Here is a 23031-nt window from a genome sequence, read left to right as displayed (position 1 = left end):
TCACCCTTGTTCGCTAGGAAGAAATAGTCAAAAAGTGGGACCGGCCATTGTAGGCGCGGTGGAGTGCCCGACGCCTCGTGCACGTGTCCGAAAATGGCTACTGTTGGTGTCGGACGCGCCTATGATGAACCGCATGTCCAACGCCAACCTGACGCCTGCCGAGCTCGACGCCGATGCCTGCTACCTGGCACTCAAGGCGCACGACGCACGCTTCGACGGCAGCTTCTTCACCGCCGTGACCTCGACCGGCATCTATTGCCGGCCAGTGTGCCGAGTGAAGACGCCGCGCCGCGAGAACTGCCGCTTCTTTCGCCATGCCGCGCAAGCCGAAGCGGCGGGCTTTCGCCCGTGCCTGCGCTGCCGTCCCGAGATGGCGCCGCGCAGCGCAGGCTGGTCGACGCAGGATGCATCGCGCATCCTGGCGCTGCAGGCGGCGCGCCTGATCGACGAGCCCGACGCCTGGCCGGCCGCCAGCGACGGGGAGGCTCCGGGCGCCGCCCGCATCGCGCAGAAACTCGGCGTGAGCGACCGCCACCTGCGGCGCCTGTTCGAGGCGCACTTCGGTGTCTCGCCCCTGCAGTACCTGCAGACGCGACGCCTGCTGGTGGCCAAGCAGCTGATCGCCGACACGCAGTTGCCGATGACGCAGGTGGCGCTGGCCAGCGGCTTTGCCAGCGTGCGGCGGTTCAATGCCGCCTTCATCGAACACTACGGGCTCAATCCGAGCACGCTGCGGCGCAGCGGCGACCCGGAAGGCGGCCGCCCCGAGGGACAACCCCTCAAGCTTCGCGTGGGCCTGCGTCCACCCTACGACGCCGGCGTGATGCTCGGCTTCTTTGCGCGGCGCGTGCTGGCCGGCGTCGAAACCGTGGCCGACGAGCCGATGCCCGATGGCGCGGCCGGCGCCGCTTATGCGCGCACGCTGCGCGTGACCCATGGAGGCGGCATTCACACCGGCTGGCTGCGCGTGCGCATCGACCTGATGCGCGAACAGGCCGTGCTCGAGGTCAGCCAGTCGCTCGCCAGCGTCCTGCCAATCGTCATCAGCCGCGTGCGAGCCCTGTTCGACCTGGACGCCGACCCGATGGCAATCAACGCGGTGCTGCACGAGGCCTTTCCGGGCGGCGACGGCATCCGCGTGCCCGGTACCGTGGACGGCTTCGAGCTGGCGGTGCGGGCAGTGCTCGGCCAGCAGGTCACGGTGGCCGCGGCGCGTACGCTGGGCAGCCGGCTGGTGCAGGCCTTCGGCGAAACCGTGGAAACGCCGGTCGCCGGCCTGGACCGCCTCTTCCCCACCCCGGCCGCGCTGGCCGCAGCCGACGGCGACGCGCTGGGACGCCTGGGCATCGTGCGCCAGCGGCAGGCCGCACTGCAGGCACTTGCGCGCGAGACGGCCGCCGGCCGCCTGACGCTGCATGCCGGCGCCGAACTGCACGGCACCCTGGCCGCCCTGCAGGCCCTGCCCGGCATCGGTGCCTGGACAGCGCAATACATCGCCATGCGCGCGCTGCGCTGGCCGGACGCATTCCCGGCCGGAGACGTGGCGCTGCAGAAGGCGCTCGGCGTGACCGGGCCGCGGGCTGCCGAACAAGCATCGCACGGCTGGCAGCCGTGGCGCAGCTATGCCGTGCTGCGCGCCTGGCACGGCAAGGCGGCCGCACCGGCCACTGCCGCGCCGCGGCCGCTTCCACCGTCACTCGACGGCCCGCAATTCGGCGCGGGCGTCCAACAACCTGGAGAATCCCGACCATGAAATTCGAGAAGTCGCTGCCGATCTACATGCAGCACATCCAAAGCCACCTGGGCGGCATCACCCTGGCCGCCACCGACCGCGGGCTGGCGGGCGCCTGGTTCGATGCCCAGCGCCATTCACCGGACACGACCGGCTGGATCGAGTCGCCGGACCACCCGGTGCTGCGCGAGGCAGCGTCGCAGCTGGCCGACTATCTTGCCGGCCGCCGCGACGAATTCGACGTGCCGCTCGACCTGTCGCACGGCACCGAATTCCAGCAGTCGGTCTGGCAGGCGCTGCTGCGCATTCCGCGCGGCGGCACCTCCAGCTATGGCCGCCTGGGCGCCGAGATCGGCCGCAGCGCGGCAGTGCGCGCCGTCGGCGCCGCGGTCGGACGCAACCCGATCAGCGTGATCGTGCCGTGCCACCGCGTGCTCGGCTCGGACGGCTCTCTCACCGGCTATGCCGGCGGCCTGGAGCGCAAATCGAAGCTGCTGCAGCTCGAAGGCGCGGTGCATTCCCGATGAGCCATCGCCCGCCCGCGCCAGGGGGTTGGCTGGTCGACCTGCTGCTGCTCGGCGCCCTGTGGGGCGCCTCGTTCCTTTTCATGCGCATTGGCGCGGCCGAATTCGGCGCCCTGCCCACCGCGGGCATGCGGGTGATGATCGCCGCGCTCGTCCTGGTGCCGTTGATGCTGCTGCGTGGCCAGGGCGCCGAGCTGATGCGCCACTGGCGCGCCGCCATGCTCATGGGCGTATCGAACTCCGCCCTGCCCTTCGCTCTGTTCTGCTATGCCCTCCTGACCATCAACACCGGCCTGGCCGCGGTGCTCAATGCCACGGTGCCGATGTTCGGCGCGCTGGTCGCCTGGGCCTGGTTCCGCGAACGTCCGGACGGCCCTCGCCTGCTCGGGCTGACGCTGGGCTTCGTGGGCGTCGCACTGCTGGCCGGACACAGCGCCGGCTTCAAGGAAGCTGACGGGCTGTCGGCGCTGCTGGCCGTGCTGGCCTGCCTGGGCGCCTGCCTGAGCTACGGCATCTCCGCCAATGCCACTCGGCGCTATCTCACCGGGGTGCCGGCCTTCGCCACCGCCGCCGGCAGCCAGGTCGGGGCCAGCATCGCACTGGCACTGCCGACCTGGTGGTACTGGCCGGCGCAGATGCCCAGCACCAAGGCCTGGCTGGCATTGCTCGTGGTCGGCACGGCATGCACGGGGCTGGCCTACGTGCTGTTCTTCCGGCTGATCGCCAACGCGGGGCCGACGCGGGCCCTGACGGTCACCTTCATCGTGCCGGTATTCGCCGTGATCTACGGCGCGCTGTTCCTGGGCGAGGAGATCACGGGCTGGATGCTCATGTGCGCCGTCATCATCGCCTGCGGCGTGGCGCTGGCCTCCGGCCTGGTCCGCCCGCGCCGTTCGACGCGCGCATCCGCGCCGGCGCCGCGCTGACAAACTGGACACTTTGTCCAGCCACCGCGCGGCAGCCCCGCGATGTGGTCGAATCGGATGCGATGAGCACGCGCGCAACCTCCACGACCTGGCGCAAGGTGCGGGCCGCACTGGCGCCGCTGCCGGCCCTGGTTGCGGCGTTGCTGCCCGCCGCCGTGGCCGCCGCAACACCCGGGTCGCCGGGCGCCACCATCGAACAGCGCGCCGCGGCCTGCATCGCCTGCCACGGCCGGCAGGGCTCGAGCAGCAACGCCGGCTACTACCCGCGCCTGTCCGGCAAGCCGGCGGGCTATCTGTTCGACCAGTTGCAGAGCTTTCGCGACGGACGGCGCTTCCATAGCGACATGGTCTACATGGTGCGCCACATGTCCGACGACAACCTGCGCGAGCTGGCAGGCTACTTCGCCGGGCTCAGCATGCCCTACCCTCCGGTCAGCCCGGTGACCGATGCAAGCGCGACGATGCTCGAGCGCGGCCGCCAGCTCGCGCACGAAGGCGACGCCGCCCGCTCCATTCCGGCCTGCGTCAGTTGCCACGGGGCAGCCCTGATGGGCGTGCAACCTGGCATTCCGCCGCTGCTCGGCCTGCCGCGGCTGTACATCGCCTCGCAGCTGGGCGCCTGGCTGACCGGCGATCGGCACGCACCCGCACCCGACTGCATGGCCGAAGTGGGCAGCCGGCTGGACACCGCCGACATCAATGCCGTGGCGTCGTGGCTGGCGGTCCAGCCGGTGCCGGCCGACACCCGAGCGGCGGCGGCGCCGGCGGCACCGCTGCCCCTGGCCTGCAGCGCCATGCGCCAGGCGGCCAGGCACTGAGAAGCCGAGCCGGATGTTCAAGCGCATCGCCACCTTCTTCGCCGCCGCGCTGCTCATGCTTGCGGTGGGCATCGGCGCGCTGCTCGCCTTCAACCTGCGCGGCGAGGCACCGCTGCCCGAAATCGCCGCGCCGTTCCAGTCCAGCCCCGCACAGATCGAGCGCGGGCGATACCTGGCGCTGGCCGGCAATTGCGCCGGCTGCCACACCACGCGGGGCGGCGCGCCGTTTGCCGGGGGGCTGGGCATCGGCACGCCATTCGGCACCATCTACGCCAGCAACATCACGCCACAGCCGCAGCAGGGCATCGGCGAATGGAGCTCCGACCACTTCTGGCGCGCCATGCACAACGGCCGCTCGCGGGACGGGCACCTGCTGTACCCGGCGTTTCCGTATCCCAGCTTCACCCGGCTCACGCGCGAGGACTCCGACGCGCTGTACGCCTTCCTGCGCTCGGTGCCCCCTTCGGACCGGCAGAACACGCCACACGCGCTGCGCTTTCCGTACAACACCCAGCTGGCGCTGGCCGGCTGGCGCGCGCTGTTCTTCAAGCCTGGCGAATTCGTCCCCGATCCACAGCGCTCGGCCGCCTGGAATCGCGGCGCCTATCTGGTGCAGGGGCCGGGCCACTGCGTCGCCTGCCATGGCGCGCGCAACGCGATGGGAGCCACGATCGACGGGCGCGGCCTGGCGGGCGCGCCGGTGCCCGGCGAGAACTGGTACGCGCCTTCGCTGAGCGACATCCACGAGGCCGGCGTGGCGCAATGGCCGGTCAAGGAGATCGTGGCCCTGCTCGGAACCGGCACCGCACCGCGCGCTTCGGTCTCCGGCCCGATGGCAGACGTCGTCTGGGCCAGTACCCAGCACCTGGACGAGGCCGACCTGACGGCCATCGCCACCTACCTGCGCGAGTTGCCGGGCACGTCGTCGCGCGCGCTGCGCGGTCAGGAGGCAGGCGCCGGATCGCGCAAGGCACGCGATGCCGCCACGATGGCGCGCGGCGCCGCGATCTACGACCAGCGTTGCGCGTACTGCCACGGCGCGCAAGGCGAAGGCCAGCGCGGGGCTTTTCCACCGCTGGCCGGGCGGCGCGCCGTGACCATGGAAGACCCCACCAACCTGGTCCAGGTGGTGCGGCACGGCGGCTACCTGCCGGCGACCGCAGGCAACCCGCGTCCGGCCGGCATGCCGCCTTTCGGCCAGGTGTTGGACGAGGCCGACATCGCGGCCGTGCTGACGTACATCCGCGCATCGTGGGGAAATGACGCGCCGCCGGTCGGCCTGCGCGAGGCGATGAAGCGCTGAACGTTCGCCGGGCGGCCGCTAGAACGACCCTGGCGGCGCCTTCGCCCCCAGCCGACGATAGCGCGCCGCCGCCAGCCAGTGCCCCAGCGGCGCCTTGATGGCATCGAGGGCCGGCGAACTGCCCGGAAACGTCGGCTCCACACCCAGGCGACGCAACCCCCGGTTGAACTGGTGCACCCGCGCCGTACGCCGGGTGACCGACGTGTAGAAATTGATGCCCAGCGAAATCGAGATCCCGTCGCCAGGCGTGACCCAGCTCGTGTCGGTGCGCGTCATGTGCGGCGAGGTGCTGGGAAAGTAAACGCCGTCGCCCGGCCCGACGTCGAAGTCATGGCGCCGCGCAAGAAAGGCCTCCTGGAACGGCACCTGGTCGCCGCCGGCGATGAAGTTCTCCACCGCGGCGGCGGGAATGACCTGGCGGTCCGAGTTGTCCCACACGCTCATGGTTTTTCGACCACGCAACTGCAGCCAGAAGTTGTTTTCCCGGTCGATGTGGAACGGCGTGACCGATGGCGGCGCGGAGATGAAGATGAAGCCGGTCACGAGAAAGATGCCGGGCTGCTCGGGCTCGATCATCGGCCGAAGGTCGTCCACGATGCGCTCGAGGGCCGCAGCGTACCGCGCATCGGTCTCCACGTTGTAGAGCGCCAGCCAGGAGCCCGGCTCCTCCATGCGCCTGAAGGTTTCCTCCAGCGACAGGCCGCGTGGGTGCACCGGGTCGTGGGCGAAGGTCCTGCCGGACGTGTCGCTCAGGAAGCGGCATTGGCCGCTGGGCATCAGGCGCCCGGCCAGGTCTTCCAGCGCGTCGAGCTGGAACAGCGGATGCCGGTCGACGTCGTGCCGCAAGGGGCCCATGCGTCGGGTCGTGAAGCTGGTCGGGTCGGCCGGGCGCACGCGACAAGGCGCACTGGCCGGCTGGACAGGATGGGGCGCTTGCGCGGATTGCGCGACCTCTGCGGCCTGGGGGACCGTCTCGACTGCCAAGGACATCGACTCTCCTTCGGGCGCCAGCCCTGAAGGGCCGGCCCTCACTCACGTTTTGAGTAGGAAAGTATCACAACATGCAACAGTCTGACCACTAGGCCATTCGGCCGGTTTTTCACTGCGGCGAGATTCCCGCGGCCTGCGCCACCTTTCGAAAGCGCTTGATCTCGCCCCCGACGAATCGCTGCATCCTGGCCGGCGGATACGGCATCAGGTCGCCCGACATCTGCATCACGAACTGCGCGGCATCGGGCGTCTCGAGGATGCGCTGCAGCAGGTCCGTCAGCTGCCCGGCGATGTCCGCCGGCGTCTCGGCCCGGACGAAGAAGCCGACCCAGCTGTAGTGCGAGTATTCCGGATAACCCTGCTCCGCGACCGTGGGCACGTCAGGCAGCGCGGAATTGCGCTGCGCTCCGCTCATGGCGAGCGCGCGCAACTTGCCCAGCCGTATGGTCGTTGCCGCGCCGCTGAGGTCGAGCAGCGCGCAATCGAGCTGATTGCCGAGCAAGTCGGCCATCATCCGCCCCTGGCCCTTGTACGGGATGTTCGTGAACTTCGCGCCGGACAGGTTGGCCAGGTACTCTGTGGCCAGACGGTAGCCTTGCGAATACGTCCCCATGCTGAGCGGCTTGTGCCTGGCCGCCTCCAGCAACTCTTCGAGCGTTTCATACGGCGACTCATTCGGCACCGCGAACACACTGGTGGCGCGATAAAGCCCCGACAGCGGCTTGAAGTCCGTCAAGGGGTCGTAGCCGACATCCTTGAGCACGACCGGATTGACGGCCATCAGCGAGATGTTTCCGAGCAGGATCGAGTAGCCGTCCGCGGGCGCGTCCTTCACGGACTTGATGGTGATCAAGCCGTTCGCCCCCGGGCGGTTCTCGACGATCACGCCCTGGTCGACCAGGCCACTGAGCTTTTCTCCGAAAAAGCGCGAAGCGGAATCCGACCCGCTGCCCGGGGTGAACGGCACGACGATGCGCAGTGGCCTGTTCGGATAGTCGCCCTGCGCGGCGGCGCGCAGGGCGGTCATTGCGAGGCCCGCGGCAGCGAATGCCTCGAGCACGGTTCGGCGGTCGATGTTCTGTCGTGAGTAGGCATTCATGGCGTGGTCACCTGTCTTGTGGATAGAGCGTTCGGACTTCGGGAAAGAACAGCGATTCCAGATCTGGCGGCATCGTGCGTATCTGCTTGGCGCGATACATGAACTGCGCAAACCGGAACATGTTCTCGGTGGGGCGTACGGTGAAGAACATCGGCGAGTCGGTGATCTGCCGCTGAATGTCCTGCAGAGGCAATTTGTCGTTGGCGGCGCGCTTGTAGATCTCGGCGGCCAGCCGGGGCTGGGCGTTGATCAAGTCGACCGATTCCTTGTAGGCCTGCACGAAGGCGCGGAAGATCTTCGGATTCGCGGCGTGGAACTTCGCCGTCGCCCAGACCACTGTCGACGTCATCGGGCCGCCAAAGACGTCGGCCGAACTCATCACCTTGTGGATGCCGGGCGTCTTCAGTTCCATGTCCTGGAAAGGCGGCGACGAGAAGTGGCTCGCCACCTCGCCACGGCCCGACATCAGCAGCGTTGCGGCCTCCGGATGCGGCATGGCGACGGTCAGCTGGTCGAAGCGTTCGTGGTTCTCGATGCCGTACATGTCGGCAGCCGCCATCTGGAGCACGATGGCCGAGAACGATGTCTTGGCCGAGGGCACCGCGATCCGCTCCTTGCCGCCGTAGTCCTTGAGCGAGCGCATCGCCGGATTGCGGCTGACCAGGTAGATGTCGCCGCCACCGCTGGGCACCACGGCCTTCACGCCGCCCTTGGTGCGATCCCACAGCAGCACGACGTTCGGGAAGGCGCCCGAGGCGAAATCCAGGCTGCCCGAGAGCACCGCGTCGGTCATCTGGCTGCTGCCGCTGATGCGGCTCCACACCACCTCGACCTGCGGCAGTCCCGCGGCGGCAAGCGCTTTCTCGAGCAAACCCTGCGCCTTCATGACGGTGGTCGGAAGGTAGGTCAGGCCGTACTGCTCGGCGATGCGGACCTCGTCTGCTTCGGCGTGAGAGACGACGGGTGCCGTGAGGCAGGCAGCGGCGCAGGCGGCAGCCAGCGCCCGGCGAATTCGGGCGACGGGATTCATGTAGTGCTCCGGTTGGGGTTGGGATTGAAGAATCGCGGGCAGCCGCTCAGCGCTGCATGCCCCATTTGCGCACCGTCGCGTTCTCGACGTTGCGAAACACCAGGCTCTCGACCAGCAAGCCGATGAGGATCACCGTCAGCAGGCCGCCGAACACGTTGGCCACTTCCATCTGGTTGCGGTTCTCGAAGATGTACCAGCCGAGACCACCGCCACCGTTGCTGCCGAAGACCAGTTCGGCCGCAATGAGCGTGCGCCACGCGAAGGCCCAGCCGATCTTCATGCCGGTCAGAATCGAAGGAAATGCCGCCGGCACCAGGATGCGCAGGATGAAGGGCACACCGCGCAGCCCGTAGTTCTGCCCCGCCATTCGAAGCGTCTCGCTCACCGACAGGAACCCGGCATGCGTGTTCAAGGCCACCGGCCAGATCACCGAATGCAGCAGGACGAACAACGTGCTCGGCGTCCCCAGCCCGAACCACAGCAGCGCGAGCGGCAGCAGCGCGATGGCGGGCAATGGATTGAGCATGGCCGTGATCGTCGAAAGGAAGTCGGTGCCGATGCGCGTGGTGACGGCGAACGTGGTCAACGCAGCGGCGAGCAGCAGTCCGAGCGCGTAGCCGATCGCCAGTACGCCCAGTGAGTTCAACACCCGTCGAACCAGTTCGCCGGACGCGATGGCGCGCGCGAACGCGACACAGGTGTCCGAGAAAGTCGGGAACAGAAGCGGGTTCTGCGCGACGCGCGCATAGATCTCCCAGGCGAGCGCAAGCACCGCCAGGACGAAGGCCCGGCGCAGCGCGGTGTTGCCCGAGACACGCTCCCAGGTGGACAGGTCGCGGGTCACCGCCGCCACCTCGACAACGTCAGCGGCCTCGGCCAGCACGTACTCCGGCCTCATTGCAGGGGCGGGCGCGCTACGCATGGTCGACCTCCGCAGCCGGCTCGGGCGCGAACAGCATGTCCTCGATCCGCCTTTGCAGCGCCGCGAACGCAGGGCTGCCGACGCCGTCCGGGACGGAGTTCAGCTCTGCCCGCACACGCCCCGGGTGCGGCGTCAGGACGAGGATCCGCGTGCCGATCACGATGGCCTCTTCGATCGAGTGGGTGACGAACAGCGTGGTAAAGCGGGTGTCGTTCCAGAGCACGAGCAGCTCTTCCTGCATCTTTCTGCGTGTCAGGGCATCGAGTGCGGCATACGGCTCGTCCATCAGCAGCATCGACGGCTCCATCGCCATGGCGCGGGCAATGCCGACACGCTGCTTCATGCCGCCCGACAGGGTGTGGGGGTAGGCGTCGGCGAACTTCTCCAGCCCCACCTTCACGATGTACTTCATCGCACGATCGAGCGCTGCCGCGCTGGACAGCCCGCCGCCGGTGACGAGCGGGAACATCACGTTCTGCCTGACCGACTTCCACGGCAGCAACTGGTCGAACTCCTGGAAGACCATCATCCGATCCGGCCCCGCGCCACGAATCTCCTGGCCTTGCAGGGTCATCGTTCCTTCGACCGGCCTGAGGAATCCACCGACGCCCTTGAGCAGCGTCGATTTGCCGCATCCCGACGGTCCGAGCAGCACGAACCGGTCGCCCTTGCAGACCTGGAAGCTCACGCGGTGGGTTGCCGTGACAAGGTGATGGCGCGTCCGGTATTGGAGCGTCACGCCGCGCACGTCGAGCAACGGTCTGGCGGACGCACCAGGCGAAGGCGCGGTCTGCGCCAGGTGCGCCATGTCCGGTCCCGGATCGGACATGGCACAGGTGGATGACGATTGCATGCTGCCTCCCTTCGCCTGGTCGATGGCCAGGACTGTCGAACACGCTGAAAAAGCTATCTTTGCGCCGGCACGGGCGGGTCGAATGCGGTGACCGGCGGCACGACTGCACCGAACCGCTCCACGTCGACGAGGCAGGACTGTGCGCTGCAGCCCTGCGAAAGCTGCGAAGTGCCGACGTCCAACGTCAGCACGTTCGGATTTCCGTGCTTCTCGAGCGCATCGGGCGCCGCCCAGCTTGCCGGGTCGAACCATGCGCCGGTCGACAGCTTGATCACGCCGCGCCGGATCCGGTGCGACAAGCGCGCGCCGGCCAGGCAGTGCCCCCTTTCATTGAAGACGCGCACCACATCGCCCTCACCAATGCCGCGCGCGGCGGCATCCTCCGGATGAAGCGTCACCGGCTCCCGCCCCGCCACCTTGTTGCCGCGGCTGTAGCTGCTGTGGTCGAGTTGGCTGTGCAGCTTCGTGAAAGGCTGGTCCGACAGCATGTGCAACGGGTACTTCCGGGCCTTGGCGCTGCCGAGCCATTCGACAGGCTCGTACCAGCACGCATGCCCGATGCAATCCTCGTAGCCGAAGCCGTCAATCGTCTGGCTGAATACCTCGATACGGCCCGACGGCGTCTTCAGCCGATTCGCCACCGGGTCTGCGCGGAAGTCAGCCAGCATCACATGCGGCTTGTCGACCGGAGCCAGGTCGATCAGGCCCTTGTCCCAGAATTCGTCGAAGCCGGGAAGCGCAACGCCTTGCGCGTGCGCCCTGTCCAGGCACTCGTCGTAGAGGTGGCGAACCCATTGCGCCGACGTGCGTCCCTCGGTGAAGACGTCCCGACGGCCCAGCCGCTCGGCGATGTCGGCGAAGATGTCGAAGTCGTCGCGCGACTGGCCTACCGGCTCGATGACCTTGCGCATCGCCACCATGTAGCGCTCCGAGGCAGCGTAGCCGATGTCGTCGCGCTCGAATGTCGTGGTCGCCGGAAACACGATGTCGGCCGCGCGCGCGGCCGGCGTCCAGAACTGCTCGTTGACGATGACCGCCCTGGGCTTTCGCCAGGCGCGCAGCAGCCGGTGGAGATCCTGATGGTGATGGAACGGATTGCCGCCGGCCCAGTAGATCAACTCGATGTCCGGGTAGTGCAAGGCCTGGCCGTTGTAGTTGAACGGCTGGCCGGGCTTCTCGAGCATGTCGGTGATGCGCGCCACCGGTATGAACGCGCTGACCGCGTTCGTTCCCTGCGGGAGCGTCGGCCCGCCGAAACGCGGAGTGACGTTCCCGATGCCGTTGGCCGCGCCGTAGCCGACGCCGAATCCGCCGCCGGGCAATCCGATCTGGCCGAGCATGCAGGCCAGGGTGAGCAATGCCCAGAACGGCTGCTCGCCATGGTGGGACCGCTGGAGCGACCATGAGATGGTCACGATGGAACGCACGGCAGCAAGCTCCCGCGCCAGGGCTGCGATGCGCGCCGCGGGCACGCCGGTGATGGCCGCGGCCCACTCGGGTGTCTTCGCGACGCCGTCGGCCTGGCCCGTGAGGTAAGGCACGAAGCGGTCGAAGCCCTCGCAATGAGTCTCCAGGAATGCCTCGTCGTGCAAGCCTTCGCTGTAGAGGGTGTGCGCCATCGCCAGCAGCATCGCGGTGTCGGTGTTGGGTCGTATCGGCAGCCATTCGTGCCCGCTGCCGGTGTCGAGGTCGGTATCGACCGGACTGACGTTGACGAAGCGCACGCCGGCGTCGGCCATGGCCTTCAGGCCGCCGCGCACCTTGTGGATGCCGACCATCCCCTGCGATATCTGCGAGTTCTTCGCGGGGACGCCGCCGAAGCTGACGAAAAGCTTCGTGTTGGCGGCCAGCACATCCCAACTGGTGTGCATCGCCATCAGCTGGTCCATCGGTGCGACAAGGTGCGGCATGAGCACCCGCCCCGCACCGAGGCTGTACGAATCCGCATGGCGAACATAGCCGCCGAGCGCATTGAGGAAGCGATGGACCTGGCTCTGCGCATGATGGAAGCGCCCGGCGCTCGACCAACCATACGATCCACCGAATATCGCGTCGTTGCCGCGCCGTGCGATGACATCGCGCAGTGCGCTTGCGGCCAGGTCGAGGGCCTCGTTCCACTCGACTTCGACGAATTCCTCGAGTCCGCGCAGGTCGGGACGCGCACCCCAGCCATGCTCGAGCCAGCTGCGCCGCACCGAAGGCCGCTGCACGCGCAGGTCCGACCTGCTGGCATCGAGGGCCGCCAGGCCGATGGGCGACGGGTCCGGATCATGCGAGAACCCTCGGATCTCGGGCTGGCCGGCCCCATTGCGCGAGACCTCGTAGATGCCCCAGTGCGCCGCGGTGTACGCCATGGCCGACCCTCAGGCGTCCAGCACGGCCGGTTCTGCGGCGCAGGCGACGCCGTTGGCGCGCAACGCGTCGATGGCCGCGTCGTCGAAACCCGCCTCGCGCAGGATCTCCTCCGTGTGCTGGCCCAGGTGAGGCGCCGGGCTGTGGATTCGCCCACCGTCGTGCGCCAGCTCGAATCCCGGTCCGACCATCATGTGGCGCCCTTCGGAAGACGACACCTCCTGCAGCACGGCCCGGTGCTTGAGCTGGGGATGGTGGATGATCTCGTCGATGGCGCAGACCACGGCGCAAGGCACGTCCGCCTGCGTCAGGCGCTGCTCCCAATATGCCGGCGTGTGGCTCGCCATGCCGCCCTCGAGAATCTCGCGCAATGCTGCCTCGTTCTCCGTGCGCGAGAACCAATCCTTGAAACGCGGGTCGTCCAGTGCATCCGCGCGGCCCACGGCGGTCAGGAGCTTGGCGAACTGCTTCTCGGTCAGCACCGCGAGCACGATGTCGCCCCCGCCTGCCTTGAAGCGATGCGCCGTCACCTTGCGGCTCACCGAAAGATTTCCGAACTGCCGCTGCTTGTGCTGCGTCACGGTGTACTCCGCGACCTGGGACGACAGGAAATTGAGGGTCGCGTCGAGCATCGCGACGTCGACGAACTGCCCCTTGCCGGTGTGCATGCGCTGATAGAGCGCCGTCGACACTGCGAAGGCGGCCGTGATGCCGCCGATCAGGTCGCACACCGCGAAGCCGGCCCGCATCGGCCCCGCGGCCGGATCGCCGGTGATCGACATGATGCCGGACATGGCCTGGATCTTTCCGTCGAACGCGGCGGTGAACTGCTCCGGACCGGAGTGGCCGAACCCCGACACGGAGCAATAGATCAGGCGCGGGTTGATCGCCGAGAGCGTCTCGAAGTCCAGCCCGAGCTTCTTCATCACCCCGGGGCGGAAGTTCTCCCAGACGATGTCGGCATCCTTGACGAGCGCCTTGACGACTTCGACGGCCTGGGGCTTGCGCAGGTCCAGCGTCATGCTGCGCTTGTTGGAGTTCAACGCCATGAAGGATGGCGACATCTTCTCGGCCGCCAGGCGCTTGTCGATGGTCGAGGTGCGGGTGTCGTCGCCTTCGAACGACTCGATCTTGACCACGTCGGCGCCTTGCAGTGCGAACTGGTGCGTGCCGAACGGCCCGGCAAGGAACCGGGTGAAGTCCAGGATCCGGACATTGCTGAAGGGCGTGTTCATGCGGCTTGTCCTTTCGTGGCGGGCGTCTTCTCGCGAATGGCCTTGGCGATCGCCTTGGCGTTGTCGGATTCGGCGCGCAGGCGCGCCACCTCCTGCGCACTGATGCGCTCGATGTTGGAAAAGTCGAGCTTCCACTGCCAGTCATCGCTCCAGCGTTGAGGCGACTGCACCGTCGTGCGGGGCGCGGGCGCCGTCTCGAGCACGCGAAGCGCCAGTTCCAGCGTATCGGCCTGCGAGGTCTTGTCGTGCGGCTTGCCCGCGCCATTGCCCAGCGGAAAGTCGCTGAACAGCGCCCGCGGCACGCCCACGTGCTCGACGATGTCCTTGGCGCACGCCATGACGACGGTTGCGATGCCGTGCGCCTCCAGATAGCGCGCGACGAGGCTCAGCGTCTGGTGGCAGATGGGGCAGTTGGGTACGAGGAGCGCGACGTCCACGCCGTCTTCCTGGCAACGGCGAAGGATCTCCGGGCAGTCGACGTCCAGGGTGTGGCGCTGGCTGCGGTTGGTCGGCGCGCCGTGAAAGCGCGCGGCCAGCCGCCCCAGGCGCCCCTTGGAAGCCGCGGCGCGCATCGCCGGCAGCGGGAACCAGCTTCCGCTGTCTTCCATGCTGGTGTGCTTGCGATCGATGCCGACATGCGAGATGCGGACGTCATGGTCCACCGCCGTCTCGCCCGAATACACCTCGTAGAACTTCGCAGCGGCGTTGTAGGCAGCTCCAGGCCCCTGATTTCCCTTGTCTGGCTGATAGGGCGCGGCCGTCGTCACGAGCGTGGCCGTCGATTCCGCCAGTGGCTTGCGCAGCGGGGTGAACGGCACGTCGACGTAGTGTGCCCAGCAATACGGATTGCCGTAGCCAAGGGCGAGGTACCAGTCGCGTGTGCGCTGCATGTAGGCGGTGGGCTTGTCCCCTTCGGGGGCGAAGCCGAGGTCGGCCAGATCTGCGTCTTCCACTTGCGTGCGTCCTTTCAAATAGAGTGCATTCCGTATATTGGAATACATGTTCCGCTTGATGATTCATTCTAGGCACCGCCACGGAACCGGGTCAAGCGTGTCGATCCCCCGATGCGGGACAACGAGCATCACGATGTCCCGCATTGACCGCGAAATGCTCGAAGAATAATATGCGGAACACATGTTCCACATATAGGAACGTCATGACCAAGGAGGCCACGCCATGAAATACAGAACTCCCCGCGGGCTGGGCACGATGCTCCTCGCCATGGGCCTTGCCTGCGGTGCGCACGCCGCCTACCCGGACAAGCCCATCCGGTTCATCGTGCCCTACCCTCCCGGCGGCGGAACCGACGTCGTCGCCCGCGCGATCGGTCAGAAGCTCGAGCAGATGTGGGGCGCCCAGGTCATCGTCGAGAACAAGCCCGGCGGCGACACGCAGGTCGGCACCTCGGCGGTGGCGCGCGCGCCGGCCGACGGCTACACGTTCGGCTTCATCACGCCGACGTTCGCCATCAACAAGAGTCTCTATCCACGCTTGCCGTTCGATCCGGTGCACGACTTCGCGCCCGTCGCAGCACTCGCGCGCAGCCCCTTCTTCCTGGTGGTCGGCAACGGCACGAAAGCCGGCACCCTCAAGGAGTTGATCGCGTTGTCGAAGGCGCAGAACGGCAACATGAGCTACTCGGCATCGAGCAGCATCACCTTCGTCACCGGGGAGATGTTCCGCAATGCGGCCGGCATCGAGGCGTTGCACGTCCCATACAAGGGCAGCGCGCCTTCGGTCACCGCCGTGGCGGGCGGCGAGGTTGCCTTCACGCTCGACACACTGATGGCGACCAAGCCGCTGGTCGATGGCGGCCTGCTCAAGGTGCTTGCCGTTTCCTCGCGCACCCGCTTCAAGGAACTGCCCCACGTTCCGACGCTTTCCGAAGCCGGCCTGAAAGACTTCGAGATGTCGTTCTGGTACGGAATGATCGCGCCGGCAGGCACGCCCGCCGACGTCGTCGAGAAGACGAATGCCGCGGTCACGCGGATCCTGCAGATGCCCGACGTCCGCGCGAAGCTCCAATCCCTCGGGACCGAGCCGTTGCAGACCACCCCGGCGCAATTCACGGCGATGGTCAAGGAAGACTTCGTGCGGTACGAAGCGGTCGTCAAGGCGAACAACCTTCAGCCGGGAAGCTGACGCCCACGCCAGCACTTGGATCGCTGTTCCGTTTTATAGAATTCAATATCCGCACTTCGGAATATCAGGGAAGACGCCGATACAATGTCCCAAGCCAGCCAGCCAACCCATGCTCCCATGACTCCACCACCACCCAGCAGCTCCCGCCTGCCTCTCGACGGCGTCACGGTCATCGAGTTCTGCTCCATCGCGGCCGGTCCCTTCTGCGCCATGCTTCTGGCCGACATGGGCGCCACGGTCATCAAGGTCGAGCCGCCCGACGGCGACGGGCTGCGGCAATGGCCGCCGCTGAGCGCCGGCTACAGCGAGAACTTCGCCTCGGTGAACCGGAACAAGAAGTCGATGGTTCTGAACCTGAAGGCACCCGACGATCTCGCCGTGGCGCGCAAGCTGATACTCGCGGCGGACATCGTGGTCGAGAACAACAGGCCCGGCGTGATGGACCGGCTCGGGCTCGGCTACGACAGTTTCGTCTCCGCCCACCCCGCGTTGCTCTACTGCTCGATCTCGGCGTTCGGCCAGAGCGGGCCGCGAGCCGACGAAGGCGGCTTCGATCTCACCATCCAGGCCGCCGCCGGCGTGATGAGCGTGACGGGCGAGCCCGACGGCCCGCCGGTCAAGTGCGGCGTGCCGGTCTCCGACTTCGCTTCGGGCCTCTATGCGGCCTTTTCCATCGCGGCGGCGCTGGTGCGCGTGCGCGAGGGCGGCACCGGCGCGCACATCGACGTGCCGATGTACGGCTGCACGCTCGGCATTTCCGCGCTGCAGACCAGCGACTATTTCGGCAACGGTCGCAGTCCCGGGAGACTGGGCTCGGCCCACCCCAGGAATGCGCCCTACCAGGCCTTTCGCGCATCGGACGGCTACTTCGCCATCGCCGCGGGCAACCAGAAGCTCTGGCTCGACGTCTGCAGCGTGGTCGGCATGCCGCAGCTGGCCGAAGATCCGCGCTTTCTCACCACCGCCGACCGCGCCGCGCACCAGGGTGCGCTCAAGGCGCTGCTGGAAGAGCGGTTCGCAACGCAACCGGTCGACCACTGGATCGACGCTTTCAAGGAGGCACGCGTGCCGCATTCGCGAATCAACGACTATGCCGCCGCGCTCGATGATGCACAGACGCAGCACATGGGATGGGTCAGCGACCTGGTGCTGCCCGGCGGCGCGCAGACGCGCACCTTCGGCTCGCCCATCCGCTTCAACGGTGCGGGCTTTCCTGTGCGTTGTGGCCCGCCGCGCCTGGGGGAGCACTCGGAAGAAATCCGCAGCCAGCTCCAGCTCTCCGAAACCGTCGGCGACCCGGCATGAGCGACGACACGCAGAACAAGCTGCTCGCGTTCGTCGGCGGCATGACCCGGCTGGTGTCGCGAAGCGACATTGCCGAAGGCGCGCTGCTCGACGGTGCGGACGAACTGATGCGCACGCTCGTGAGCAGCGACGACTGGCTGCCCGATTCGATGGCCGTCCCGCATCCCCAGTACTACCAGCAGCACCTGCTCTACGGGGATCCGCTGAACCGCTTCTCCGTCATCAGCTTCGTTTGGGGGCCGGGACAGGGAACACCGGTCCACGACCACCAGGTCTGGGGCGTGATCGGCATGTTGCGCGGTGCGGAGTTCAACCTGCACTACGAGGCGCCGGCCGTTGGCGTCGAAGGCGGTGCGCTCGCCTGCTCGGGCCGGGAACAACGCCTCGACCCTGGCAGGACGACCCGCGTCTCGCCGTCGATCGGGGACATTCATCGCGTCCGCAACGCGTACGACGATCGCGTGTCGATCAGCATCCACGTCTACGGCGGCAACATCGGCCGCGTCAGGCGGCACGTGTTCGATCCGACGACCGGCAAGGCCAAGGAGTTCATCTCCGGCTACTCGAACGCCGTCGTTCCCAACCTGTGGCCCCCGGCAGGCATTCGATGAACTCATCGCCCGAACTTCTCGTGCGCCGCGACGGCGCGGTCACGCGGCTCGACATGAATCGCCCTGACAAGGGCAACGCACTGTCGCCTTCGCTGGTGGAGTCCCTCTGCGACGCCCTCGACGCGGCGCAGTCGGACGGCACGCGCCTGGTCGTCCTCGGCAGCACAGGCCGGCACTTCTGCACCGGCTTCGACCTCGGCGACCTGGCCGCGCAGACGGACGACTCGCTCATGGCCCGGCTCGTGCGCATCGAGCTCCTGCTGCAGCGCGTCCACGCCGCGCCATTCGCAACGCTCGCGCTGGCCAGCGGCCGCGCCATGGGCGCCGGCGCGGACCTGTTCGCGGCATGCGAGTCACGCTGGATCGTCGAATCGGCGAGCTTTGCCTTTCCGGGCGCCGGGTTCGGCATCGTGCTCGGCACCGCCCGGCTGGCGGACGTGGTGGGCGCCGGCCAGGCGCGGCTGTGGATCACCTCCGGCGGCGCCATCGACGGTGCTGACGCCCTGCGCGCGGGGTTGGCAACGGCGCAGGTGGACCGGAACGAGGTGGAAGCAGCAATATCGGCCCTCGCCGCATCGATGTCCCGGCTCGACGTGCAGACGCATGCGGCCGTGCGAAGCGCGAGCCGCGCGCGCGGCTCGGCCGGCGCAGATCACGACCTGGCGGCACTTGCAAGATCGGCCGCCAGGCCCGGACTCAAGGCACGAATCGAGGCCTATCGCCGCGCAGCGGCAGGATGACCTGCTCGGCTAGTATTGGCGCCCTCCCAATCTCGCCTCGATCCACAAATGAACAACACCCTCGTCAAAGGACTGCAGCTGCTGGAGGTCCTTGCACGCAGCGAGAAGCCGCTGGGTGTCAGCGAACTCGCCGTCCTGCTCGGCCTGGGAAAGAGCAACGTCCATCGACTGCTCCAGGCGCTGGTCGAGCTGCGCTATGCGGTCAAGCAAGAGCAGACTTCCGGATATTCCGCATCGCTGAAGGTCTGGGAACTGGGTACCGCCCTGTCAGGCCGCATGAGCATCCGCAATGCCGCGATCTCGGAGATGGACAAGCTGCTGGCGTCGACGCGGGAAACCGTTCACCTGTCGGTACTGGACGGCGACGAGGTCGTCTATGTGCACAAGCTGGACAGCCCGGAGCCGGTGCGCTCCTACTCGGAGGTCGGTGGCCGCGCGCCGGCCCATTGCGTTGCGACCGGAAAGGCCATCTTCGCCTGGCAGCCCGAGCAGCGCATCGCGGCCATCAGCACGCGCCTCGTCGCACACACGCCCAGGACGATCGTGGAACCCGCGGCCTTCGCGCGGGAGATGCAGAAGGTGCGCACCCAAGGCTACGCGGTCAACAAGGGCGAATGGCGCGAGAGCGTCTGGGGCATTGCTGCGCCGATCCGCGATTCGGCCGGCAATGTGATCGCGGCGATCGGCATCTCGGGCCCTGCGGCGCGAATGAAGCCGGCTCAACTCAAGAACATGGCGGCGAGCGTGGTCGGCGCAGCGCAGGCCGTGACCACCACGCTCAACAGCGGGCAGTGACGCCGGGGCGCAGCGCAGCCCCATGCGCGACGTCGCGACAAGATCGCAGCGGCCAATGAAAACGCCCCCACGGCACGTCAGCCTGTGGGGGCGCAGAGCCGACAGCGGCGCGATCAGCTCAGGTGCTTGCCGACCAGCCCGGTCAGCTCGAACATCGTGACCTGGTCCTTGCCGAAGATGGGCTTGAGCTTTTCGTCGGCGTTGATGTTGCGCTTGTTCTGCGGGTCCTGCAGGTTGTTCGCCTTGATGTAGTCCCACATGCGCTTGACCACCTCCGTGCGAGGCACGGGCGTGGGGCCGATCACGGCGGCCAGGGCGGGGCTCGGGGTGAGCGCCTTCATGAATGCGGGATTCGGTGCGCGCTTGGCGGCGGGGGCCTTCTTCGATGCAGTTGCCATTGAGGTAGTACTCGGATGCTTATCAAAATCGACTCGGCGATGTTAACAAGTCGCCGGACCGTTTTTTACCCACCCCTTAATTGGACTGCGCGGCAGGCACGAGAAGCCCAACAAAAAGCCCCTGTTGCAGCGACTGCAACAGGGGCTCATGTTTGGCGGAGTGGACGGGACTCGAACCCGCGACCCCCGGCGTGACAGGCCGGTATTCTAACCAACTGAACTACCACTCCTGGTAGACAGCGTTCGCTCCGGATGGAGCCAAGTGCTGCCACTTGTGCCGCTTCAGCCGGGCGAGGCATTTTCTGCCTCACCCGCCTGATGACTGGCGACCCTACGGGGATTCGAACCCCGGTACTCACCGTGAAAGGGTGATGTCCTAGGCCTCTAGACGATAGGGTCAAAACCTAAGAACTGCGAAGAGTCTTCACTCTTCTTCTCGACTCCGTTGGTGGAGGTAAGCGGGATCGAACCGCTGACCTCTTGCATGCCATGCAAGCGCTCTCCCAGCTGAGCTATACCCCCTATGCCGCTCATCGAATCCGTTGGATTTTAACCCTTCAGATCTTCTTTGCGACTCGCTTCGAATTTCTTCGTTTGCGTTGGTGTCGAGCCTCGCATTGTATATCGATTTTTACGCGCTTCGCAAGCGAGCCAAAATTTTTTGTTGCGATGCGAGCGCGAGCACGGCGTCGAGCGACGGCGTCTGCGGCGTGCCCATCACCAGCACGCGCACCGGCATGGCCAACTGCGGCATCTTGAGGCCGTGCGCGGCCAGCACTTCCTTGATGGCGGCGGCGATCGAAGGCTTGTCCCACGACGTCAATTGCTCCAGCCTGTCGGCCAGCGCGGCGACGGCGGGCATCACTGCCGGAGTGAGGTGCTGGGCGCGGTCTTCGGCACTGGGCTGAACCGCGTCGTCGGTATAGAAGCGTGCGGCCCAGTCGGCCAGGGCAACGGTGGTGTCGCAGCGGTCCTTGAACAAGCCGCAGATGGCCGCCAGCCGCTCATCGGCCTGGATGCCGCGCCGTGCCAACTGCTCGGCCACCAGCGGCGCCAGCGCGTCGTCGGCCATGGCCTTGAGGTGCTGGGCGTTGACCCAGCGCAGCTTGGCCTCGTCGAATTGCGCGGCGCTGCGGCCCAGATGATCGAGATCGAACCATTCGAGGAACTGGGCGCGCGAGAAGATCTCGTCGTCGCCATGGCTCCACCCCAGGCGCGCGAGGTAGTTGACCATGGCGTCGGGCAGGAACCCTTCGTCGCGGAACTGCGTGACCGGCTTGGCGCCATTGCGCTTGCTCATCTTCTCGCCCTGCTCATTGAGCACGGTGGGAAGGTGGGCGTATACCGGCGGCTCCTGGCCCAGGGCACGCAGGATGTTGATCTGCCTCGGGGTGTTGTTCACGTGGTCGTCGCCGCGGATGACGTGGGTGATGCCCATGTCCATGTCGTCGACCACGACGCAGAAGTTGTACGTGGGCGTGCCGTCCGGGCGCGCAATGACCAGGTCGTCGAGCTCGTCGTTCGACACTTCCACCCGCCCCTTGACCTTGTCGTCCCACACGACGCTGCCGCCTTGCGGGTTGCGAAAGCGCAGCACGGGCTGCACGCCCTCGGGCACCGGCGGAAGCACCTTGCCCTCCTCGGGGCGCCAGGTGCCGTCGTAGCGAGGCTTGAGCTTGGCGGCCATCTGGCGCTCGCGCAATGCGTCGAGTTCGGCCACGCTCATGTAGCACGGATAGACCAGGCCCTGGGCCTGCATCTGGGCCAGCACTTCCTTGTAGCGCGGCATGCGCTGCATCTGGTAGAACGGCCCCTCGTCGTGCGTCAGGCCCAGCCAGGCCATGCCCTCGAGGATGACGTCCACGGCCGCCTGGCTGGAGCGCTCGAGGTCTGTGTCCTCGATGCGCAGGATGAAGTCGCCGCCGGTGGCGCGGGCAAAGGCCCACGGGTAGAGGGCCGAGCGGATGTTGCCCAGGTGGATGAAGCCGGTGGGTGATGGCGCGAAGCGCGTGCGTGTCTTGCTCATTCGTTGTATTTGCTCAGGCGGTCAGCGTGGACAGGCCGCGCAACAGGTCGTCCTGGATGTCTTCGTGATGCTCCAGCCCCACGGCCAGGCGGACCACGCCCTGGCTGATGCCGGCCGCCTGGCGCTGCGCCTCGGTCAGGCGGCCGTGCGAGGTGGTGGCGGGGTGGCTGATGATGGTCTTGGTGTCGCCCAGGTTGGTCGCGAGCGACAGCACGCGGCAGCTGTCGAGCAGGTGGAACGCCTTCGCCCGCGCCGCCTCCGGCGTGTCGCCGGCAAGCTCGAGCGAGAGCACGCCGCCGCCCAGGCCGTTCTGCTGGCGCATCGCCAGGTCATGTTGCGGATGCGAGGCCAGGCCCGGGTAGTACACGCGCGCCACCTGCGGCTGCGCCTCCAGCCAGCGCGCAATGGCCAGGGTGTTGTCGCAATGCGCCTTCACCCGCACGCCCAGCGTTTCCATTCCCTTGAGAACGACCCACGCGTTGAACGGCGAGAGCACCATGCCGGCGGTGCGCACGACCGGCGCGAACTTCTCGGTCACGAGCTGGCGGCTCGCGCACAGCGCACCCGCCATGACGCGGCCCTGGCCGTCCAGATACTTGGTGCCCGAATGCATGACGATGTCGGCGCCCATTTCGACCGGCCGCTGCAACAGCGGCGTGGCGAAGGCGTTGTCCACCGCCAGCAGCGCGCCCGCGTCATGGGCGATCTGCGCCAGCGCGGCGATGTCGCACACCTCGGTCAGCGGGTTGGTCGGCGTCTCGGCAAACAGAAGCCTGGTGTTCGGCCGCATGGCCGCGCGCCACTCGTCCACGTTCGTTTGCGAGACGAAGGTGGTCTCGACGCCGAACTTGCCGAACTCCTTGGCGAACAGGTTCAGCGTGGAGCCGAACATCGAGCGCGACAGCACGACGTGGTCGCCCGCCTTGAGCAGGCCCATGATCATCATCAGGATGGCGCCCATGCCACTGGAGGCGCCGATCGCGGCCTCGGTGCCTTCGAGCGCGGCCAGGCGCCGCTCGAAGGCGGTGACGGTGGGATTGGACGTGCGCGCGTAGGTGTAGCCCTCGCCGCTGGCGAAGCGTTCTGCCGAGGTGGCGGCGTCCGGCTGCACGAAGCCGGTGGTGAGGTACAGCGCCTCGGAATTCTCGCCGTACTGGCTGCGCTCGATGCCGGTGCGCACGGCCAACGTCTCGGGCCGCAGCCCTTCGGGAAGGGATTGGTCTTTCATCT

The 23031-nt window shown here is 67.4% G+C and carries 21 protein-coding genes and 3 tRNA genes; 10 read left to right on the top strand and 14 right to left on the bottom strand.

Going from position 1 to position 23031, the window contains the following annotated elements:
• Window positions 1-133: 133 nt before the first annotated feature.
• From VES41_RS13945 to VES41_RS13925, 5 genes are all read left to right on the top strand, one after another.
• Entirely contained in the window at window positions 134-1753 is a 1620-nt protein-coding gene (locus VES41_RS13945) for a DNA-3-methyladenine glycosylase 2 family protein (protein ID WP_324817909.1), read from the top strand.
• Window positions 1750-2259: a methylated-DNA--[protein]-cysteine S-methyltransferase gene (locus tag VES41_RS13940; protein ID WP_324817907.1), complete on the top strand. Its 510-nt coding sequence runs from the start codon at window positions 1750-1752 to the stop codon at window positions 2257-2259. Before VES41_RS13945 ends, VES41_RS13940 begins: the two co-directional genes overlap by 4 nt.
• Window positions 2256-3182 (top strand): DMT family transporter, encoded by a 927-nt coding sequence (locus VES41_RS13935; protein WP_324817904.1) that lies wholly within the window; start codon window positions 2256-2258, stop codon window positions 3180-3182. Before VES41_RS13940 ends, VES41_RS13935 begins: the two co-directional genes overlap by 4 nt.
• A gap of 62 nt (window positions 3183-3244) precedes the next feature.
• The gene (locus tag VES41_RS13930; protein WP_324817901.1) at window positions 3245-4000 is read left to right on the top strand and encodes a c-type cytochrome; all 756 of its coding nucleotides are present in this window, start codon (window positions 3245-3247) and stop codon (window positions 3998-4000) included.
• Window positions 4001-4013: 13 nt separating this feature from the next.
• Window positions 4014-5303, top strand: a complete 1290-nt coding sequence (locus VES41_RS13925) for a cytochrome c (protein ID WP_324817899.1) — start codon at window positions 4014-4016, stop codon at window positions 5301-5303.
• 18 nt (window positions 5304-5321) lie between these two features.
• On the opposite strand, the gene VES41_RS13920 is transcribed toward VES41_RS13925, so the two are convergent.
• The 8 genes from VES41_RS13920 to VES41_RS13885 all read right to left on the bottom strand — a co-directional run bounded on the left by VES41_RS13920 (window position 5322) and on the right by VES41_RS13885 (window position 14737).
• Entirely contained in the window at window positions 5322-6293 is a 972-nt protein-coding gene (locus tag VES41_RS13920; protein WP_324817896.1) for a JmjC domain-containing protein, read from the bottom strand.
• Between the two features lie 109 nt (window positions 6294-6402).
• Entirely contained in the window at window positions 6403-7392 is a 990-nt protein-coding gene (locus VES41_RS13915; protein ID WP_324817894.1) for a tripartite tricarboxylate transporter substrate binding protein, read from the bottom strand.
• 7 nt (window positions 7393-7399) lie between these two features.
• Window positions 7400-8422, bottom strand: coding sequence for an ABC transporter substrate-binding protein (locus tag VES41_RS13910; RefSeq protein ID WP_324817893.1), 1023 nt, complete (start codon window positions 8420-8422; stop codon window positions 7400-7402).
• Between the two features lie 46 nt (window positions 8423-8468).
• Window positions 8469-9344 carry an ABC transporter permease gene (locus VES41_RS13905; RefSeq protein WP_414719124.1) on the bottom strand — a complete coding sequence of 292 codons (876 nt, stop codon included), beginning with the start codon at window positions 9342-9344 and terminating at the stop codon, window positions 8469-8471.
• Window positions 9337-10152, bottom strand: a complete 816-nt coding sequence (locus tag VES41_RS13900; RefSeq protein ID WP_324817891.1) for an ABC transporter ATP-binding protein — start codon at window positions 10150-10152, stop codon at window positions 9337-9339. The genes VES41_RS13905 and VES41_RS13900 overlap by 8 nt, the downstream gene beginning before the upstream one ends.
• Before the next feature lie 98 nt (window positions 10153-10250).
• A complete protein-coding gene (locus VES41_RS13895) occupies window positions 10251-12551 on the bottom strand; it encodes a molybdopterin-dependent oxidoreductase (RefSeq protein WP_324817889.1) in 2301 nt (766 codons plus the stop codon).
• 9 nt (window positions 12552-12560) lie between these two features.
• On the bottom strand, window positions 12561-13784 hold the full coding sequence (locus VES41_RS13890) for a CoA transferase (protein ID WP_324817886.1): 1224 nt from the start codon (window positions 13782-13784) through the stop codon (window positions 12561-12563).
• Window positions 13781-14737: a reductase gene (locus VES41_RS13885; RefSeq protein WP_324817884.1), complete on the bottom strand. Its 957-nt coding sequence runs from the start codon at window positions 14735-14737 to the stop codon at window positions 13781-13783. Before VES41_RS13885 ends, VES41_RS13890 begins: the two co-directional genes overlap by 4 nt.
• A 223-nt stretch (window positions 14738-14960) precedes the next feature.
• On the opposite strand from VES41_RS13885, the gene VES41_RS13880 reads away from it, so the two are divergent.
• From VES41_RS13880 to VES41_RS13860, 5 genes are all read left to right on the top strand, one after another.
• Window positions 14961-15926: a tripartite tricarboxylate transporter substrate binding protein gene (locus tag VES41_RS13880; RefSeq protein ID WP_324817882.1), complete on the top strand. Its 966-nt coding sequence runs from the start codon at window positions 14961-14963 to the stop codon at window positions 15924-15926.
• Between the two features lie 117 nt (window positions 15927-16043).
• Complete coding sequence (locus VES41_RS13875) at window positions 16044-17231, top strand: CoA transferase (protein ID WP_324817879.1); 1188 nt, start codon at window positions 16044-16046, stop codon at window positions 17229-17231.
• Window positions 17228-17842 (top strand): cysteine dioxygenase, encoded by a 615-nt coding sequence (locus VES41_RS13870; protein ID WP_324817877.1) that lies wholly within the window; start codon window positions 17228-17230, stop codon window positions 17840-17842. The genes VES41_RS13875 and VES41_RS13870 overlap by 4 nt, the downstream gene beginning before the upstream one ends.
• Entirely contained in the window at window positions 17839-18582 is a 744-nt protein-coding gene (locus VES41_RS13865) for an enoyl-CoA hydratase/isomerase family protein (RefSeq protein WP_324817874.1), read from the top strand. Before VES41_RS13870 ends, VES41_RS13865 begins: the two co-directional genes overlap by 4 nt.
• Before the next feature lie 48 nt (window positions 18583-18630).
• A complete protein-coding gene (locus VES41_RS13860; protein ID WP_324817872.1) occupies window positions 18631-19377 on the top strand; it encodes an IclR family transcriptional regulator in 747 nt (248 codons plus the stop codon).
• Window positions 19378-19490: 113 nt separating this feature from the next.
• Here VES41_RS13860 and VES41_RS13855 read toward each other — a convergent pair whose 3' ends face one another.
• The 6 genes from VES41_RS13855 to VES41_RS13830 form a co-directional block, all read right to left on the bottom strand.
• Window positions 19491-19775 (bottom strand): SWIB/MDM2 domain-containing protein, encoded by a 285-nt coding sequence (locus tag VES41_RS13855; protein ID WP_324817870.1) that lies wholly within the window; start codon window positions 19773-19775, stop codon window positions 19491-19493.
• Between the two features lie 153 nt (window positions 19776-19928).
• Window positions 19929-20005 (bottom strand) — tRNA-Asp (locus VES41_RS13850).
• Window positions 20006-20098: 93 nt separating this feature from the next.
• Window positions 20099-20174 (bottom strand) — tRNA-Glu (locus VES41_RS13845).
• Between the two features lie 47 nt (window positions 20175-20221).
• Window positions 20222-20297 (bottom strand) — tRNA-Ala (locus VES41_RS13840).
• 109 nt (window positions 20298-20406) lie between these two features.
• The gene (gene gltX, locus VES41_RS13835) at window positions 20407-21801 is read right to left on the bottom strand and encodes a glutamate--tRNA ligase (protein ID WP_324817868.1); all 1395 of its coding nucleotides are present in this window, start codon (window positions 21799-21801) and stop codon (window positions 20407-20409) included.
• 13 nt (window positions 21802-21814) lie between these two features.
• Window positions 21815-23029 carry an O-succinylhomoserine sulfhydrylase gene (locus tag VES41_RS13830; protein ID WP_324817865.1) on the bottom strand — a complete coding sequence of 405 codons (1215 nt, stop codon included), beginning with the start codon at window positions 23027-23029 and terminating at the stop codon, window positions 21815-21817.
• Window positions 23030-23031 lie beyond the last annotated feature (2 nt).

The organism is Variovorax sp. (genome assembly GCF_035634955.1).
Lineage (GTDB): Bacteria > Pseudomonadota > Gammaproteobacteria > Burkholderiales > Burkholderiaceae_C > Variovorax.
This window is presented reverse-complemented; position numbering and strand designations above follow the sequence as displayed.

Coding starts and splice junctions, on each gene's coding strand:
- VES41_RS13935 (WP_324817904.1), top strand. CDS start 2,256: ATGAGCCATCGCCCGCCCGCGCCAGGGGGTTGGCTGGTCGACCTGCTG.
- VES41_RS13940 (WP_324817907.1), top strand. CDS start 1,750: ATGAAATTCGAGAAGTCGCTGCCGATCTACATGCAGCACATCCAAAGC.
- VES41_RS13945 (WP_324817909.1), top strand. CDS start 134: ATGTCCAACGCCAACCTGACGCCTGCCGAGCTCGACGCCGATGCCTGC.
- VES41_RS13860 (WP_324817872.1), top strand. CDS start 18,631: ATGAACAACACCCTCGTCAAAGGACTGCAGCTGCTGGAGGTCCTTGCA.
- gltX (WP_324817868.1), bottom strand. CDS start 21,801: ATGAGCAAGACACGCACGCGCTTCGCGCCATCACCCACCGGCTTCATC.
- VES41_RS13925 (WP_324817899.1), top strand. CDS start 4,014: ATGTTCAAGCGCATCGCCACCTTCTTCGCCGCCGCGCTGCTCATGCTT.
- VES41_RS13880 (WP_324817882.1), top strand. CDS start 14,961: ATGAAATACAGAACTCCCCGCGGGCTGGGCACGATGCTCCTCGCCATG.
- VES41_RS13890 (WP_324817886.1), bottom strand. CDS start 13,784: ATGAACACGCCCTTCAGCAATGTCCGGATCCTGGACTTCACCCGGTTC.
- VES41_RS13920 (WP_324817896.1), bottom strand. CDS start 6,293: ATGTCCTTGGCAGTCGAGACGGTCCCCCAGGCCGCAGAGGTCGCGCAA.
- VES41_RS13875 (WP_324817879.1), top strand. CDS start 16,044: ATGACTCCACCACCACCCAGCAGCTCCCGCCTGCCTCTCGACGGCGTC.
- VES41_RS13900 (WP_324817891.1), bottom strand. CDS start 10,152: ATGGCGCACCTGGCGCAGACCGCGCCTTCGCCTGGTGCGTCCGCCAGA.
- VES41_RS13905 (WP_414719124.1), bottom strand. CDS start 9,344: ATGCGTAGCGCGCCCGCCCCTGCAATGAGGCCGGAGTACGTGCTGGCC.
- VES41_RS13830 (WP_324817865.1), bottom strand. CDS start 23,029: ATGAAAGACCAATCCCTTCCCGAAGGGCTGCGGCCCGAGACGTTGGCC.
- VES41_RS13855 (WP_324817870.1), bottom strand. CDS start 19,775: ATGGCAACTGCATCGAAGAAGGCCCCCGCCGCCAAGCGCGCACCGAAT.
- VES41_RS13930 (WP_324817901.1), top strand. CDS start 3,245: ATGAGCACGCGCGCAACCTCCACGACCTGGCGCAAGGTGCGGGCCGCA.
- VES41_RS13915 (WP_324817894.1), bottom strand. CDS start 7,392: ATGAATGCCTACTCACGACAGAACATCGACCGCCGAACCGTGCTCGAG.
- VES41_RS13895 (WP_324817889.1), bottom strand. CDS start 12,551: ATGGCGTACACCGCGGCGCACTGGGGCATCTACGAGGTCTCGCGCAAT.
- VES41_RS13910 (WP_324817893.1), bottom strand. CDS start 8,422: ATGAATCCCGTCGCCCGAATTCGCCGGGCGCTGGCTGCCGCCTGCGCC.
- VES41_RS13865 (WP_324817874.1), top strand. CDS start 17,839: ATGAACTCATCGCCCGAACTTCTCGTGCGCCGCGACGGCGCGGTCACG.
- VES41_RS13870 (WP_324817877.1), top strand. CDS start 17,228: ATGAGCGACGACACGCAGAACAAGCTGCTCGCGTTCGTCGGCGGCATG.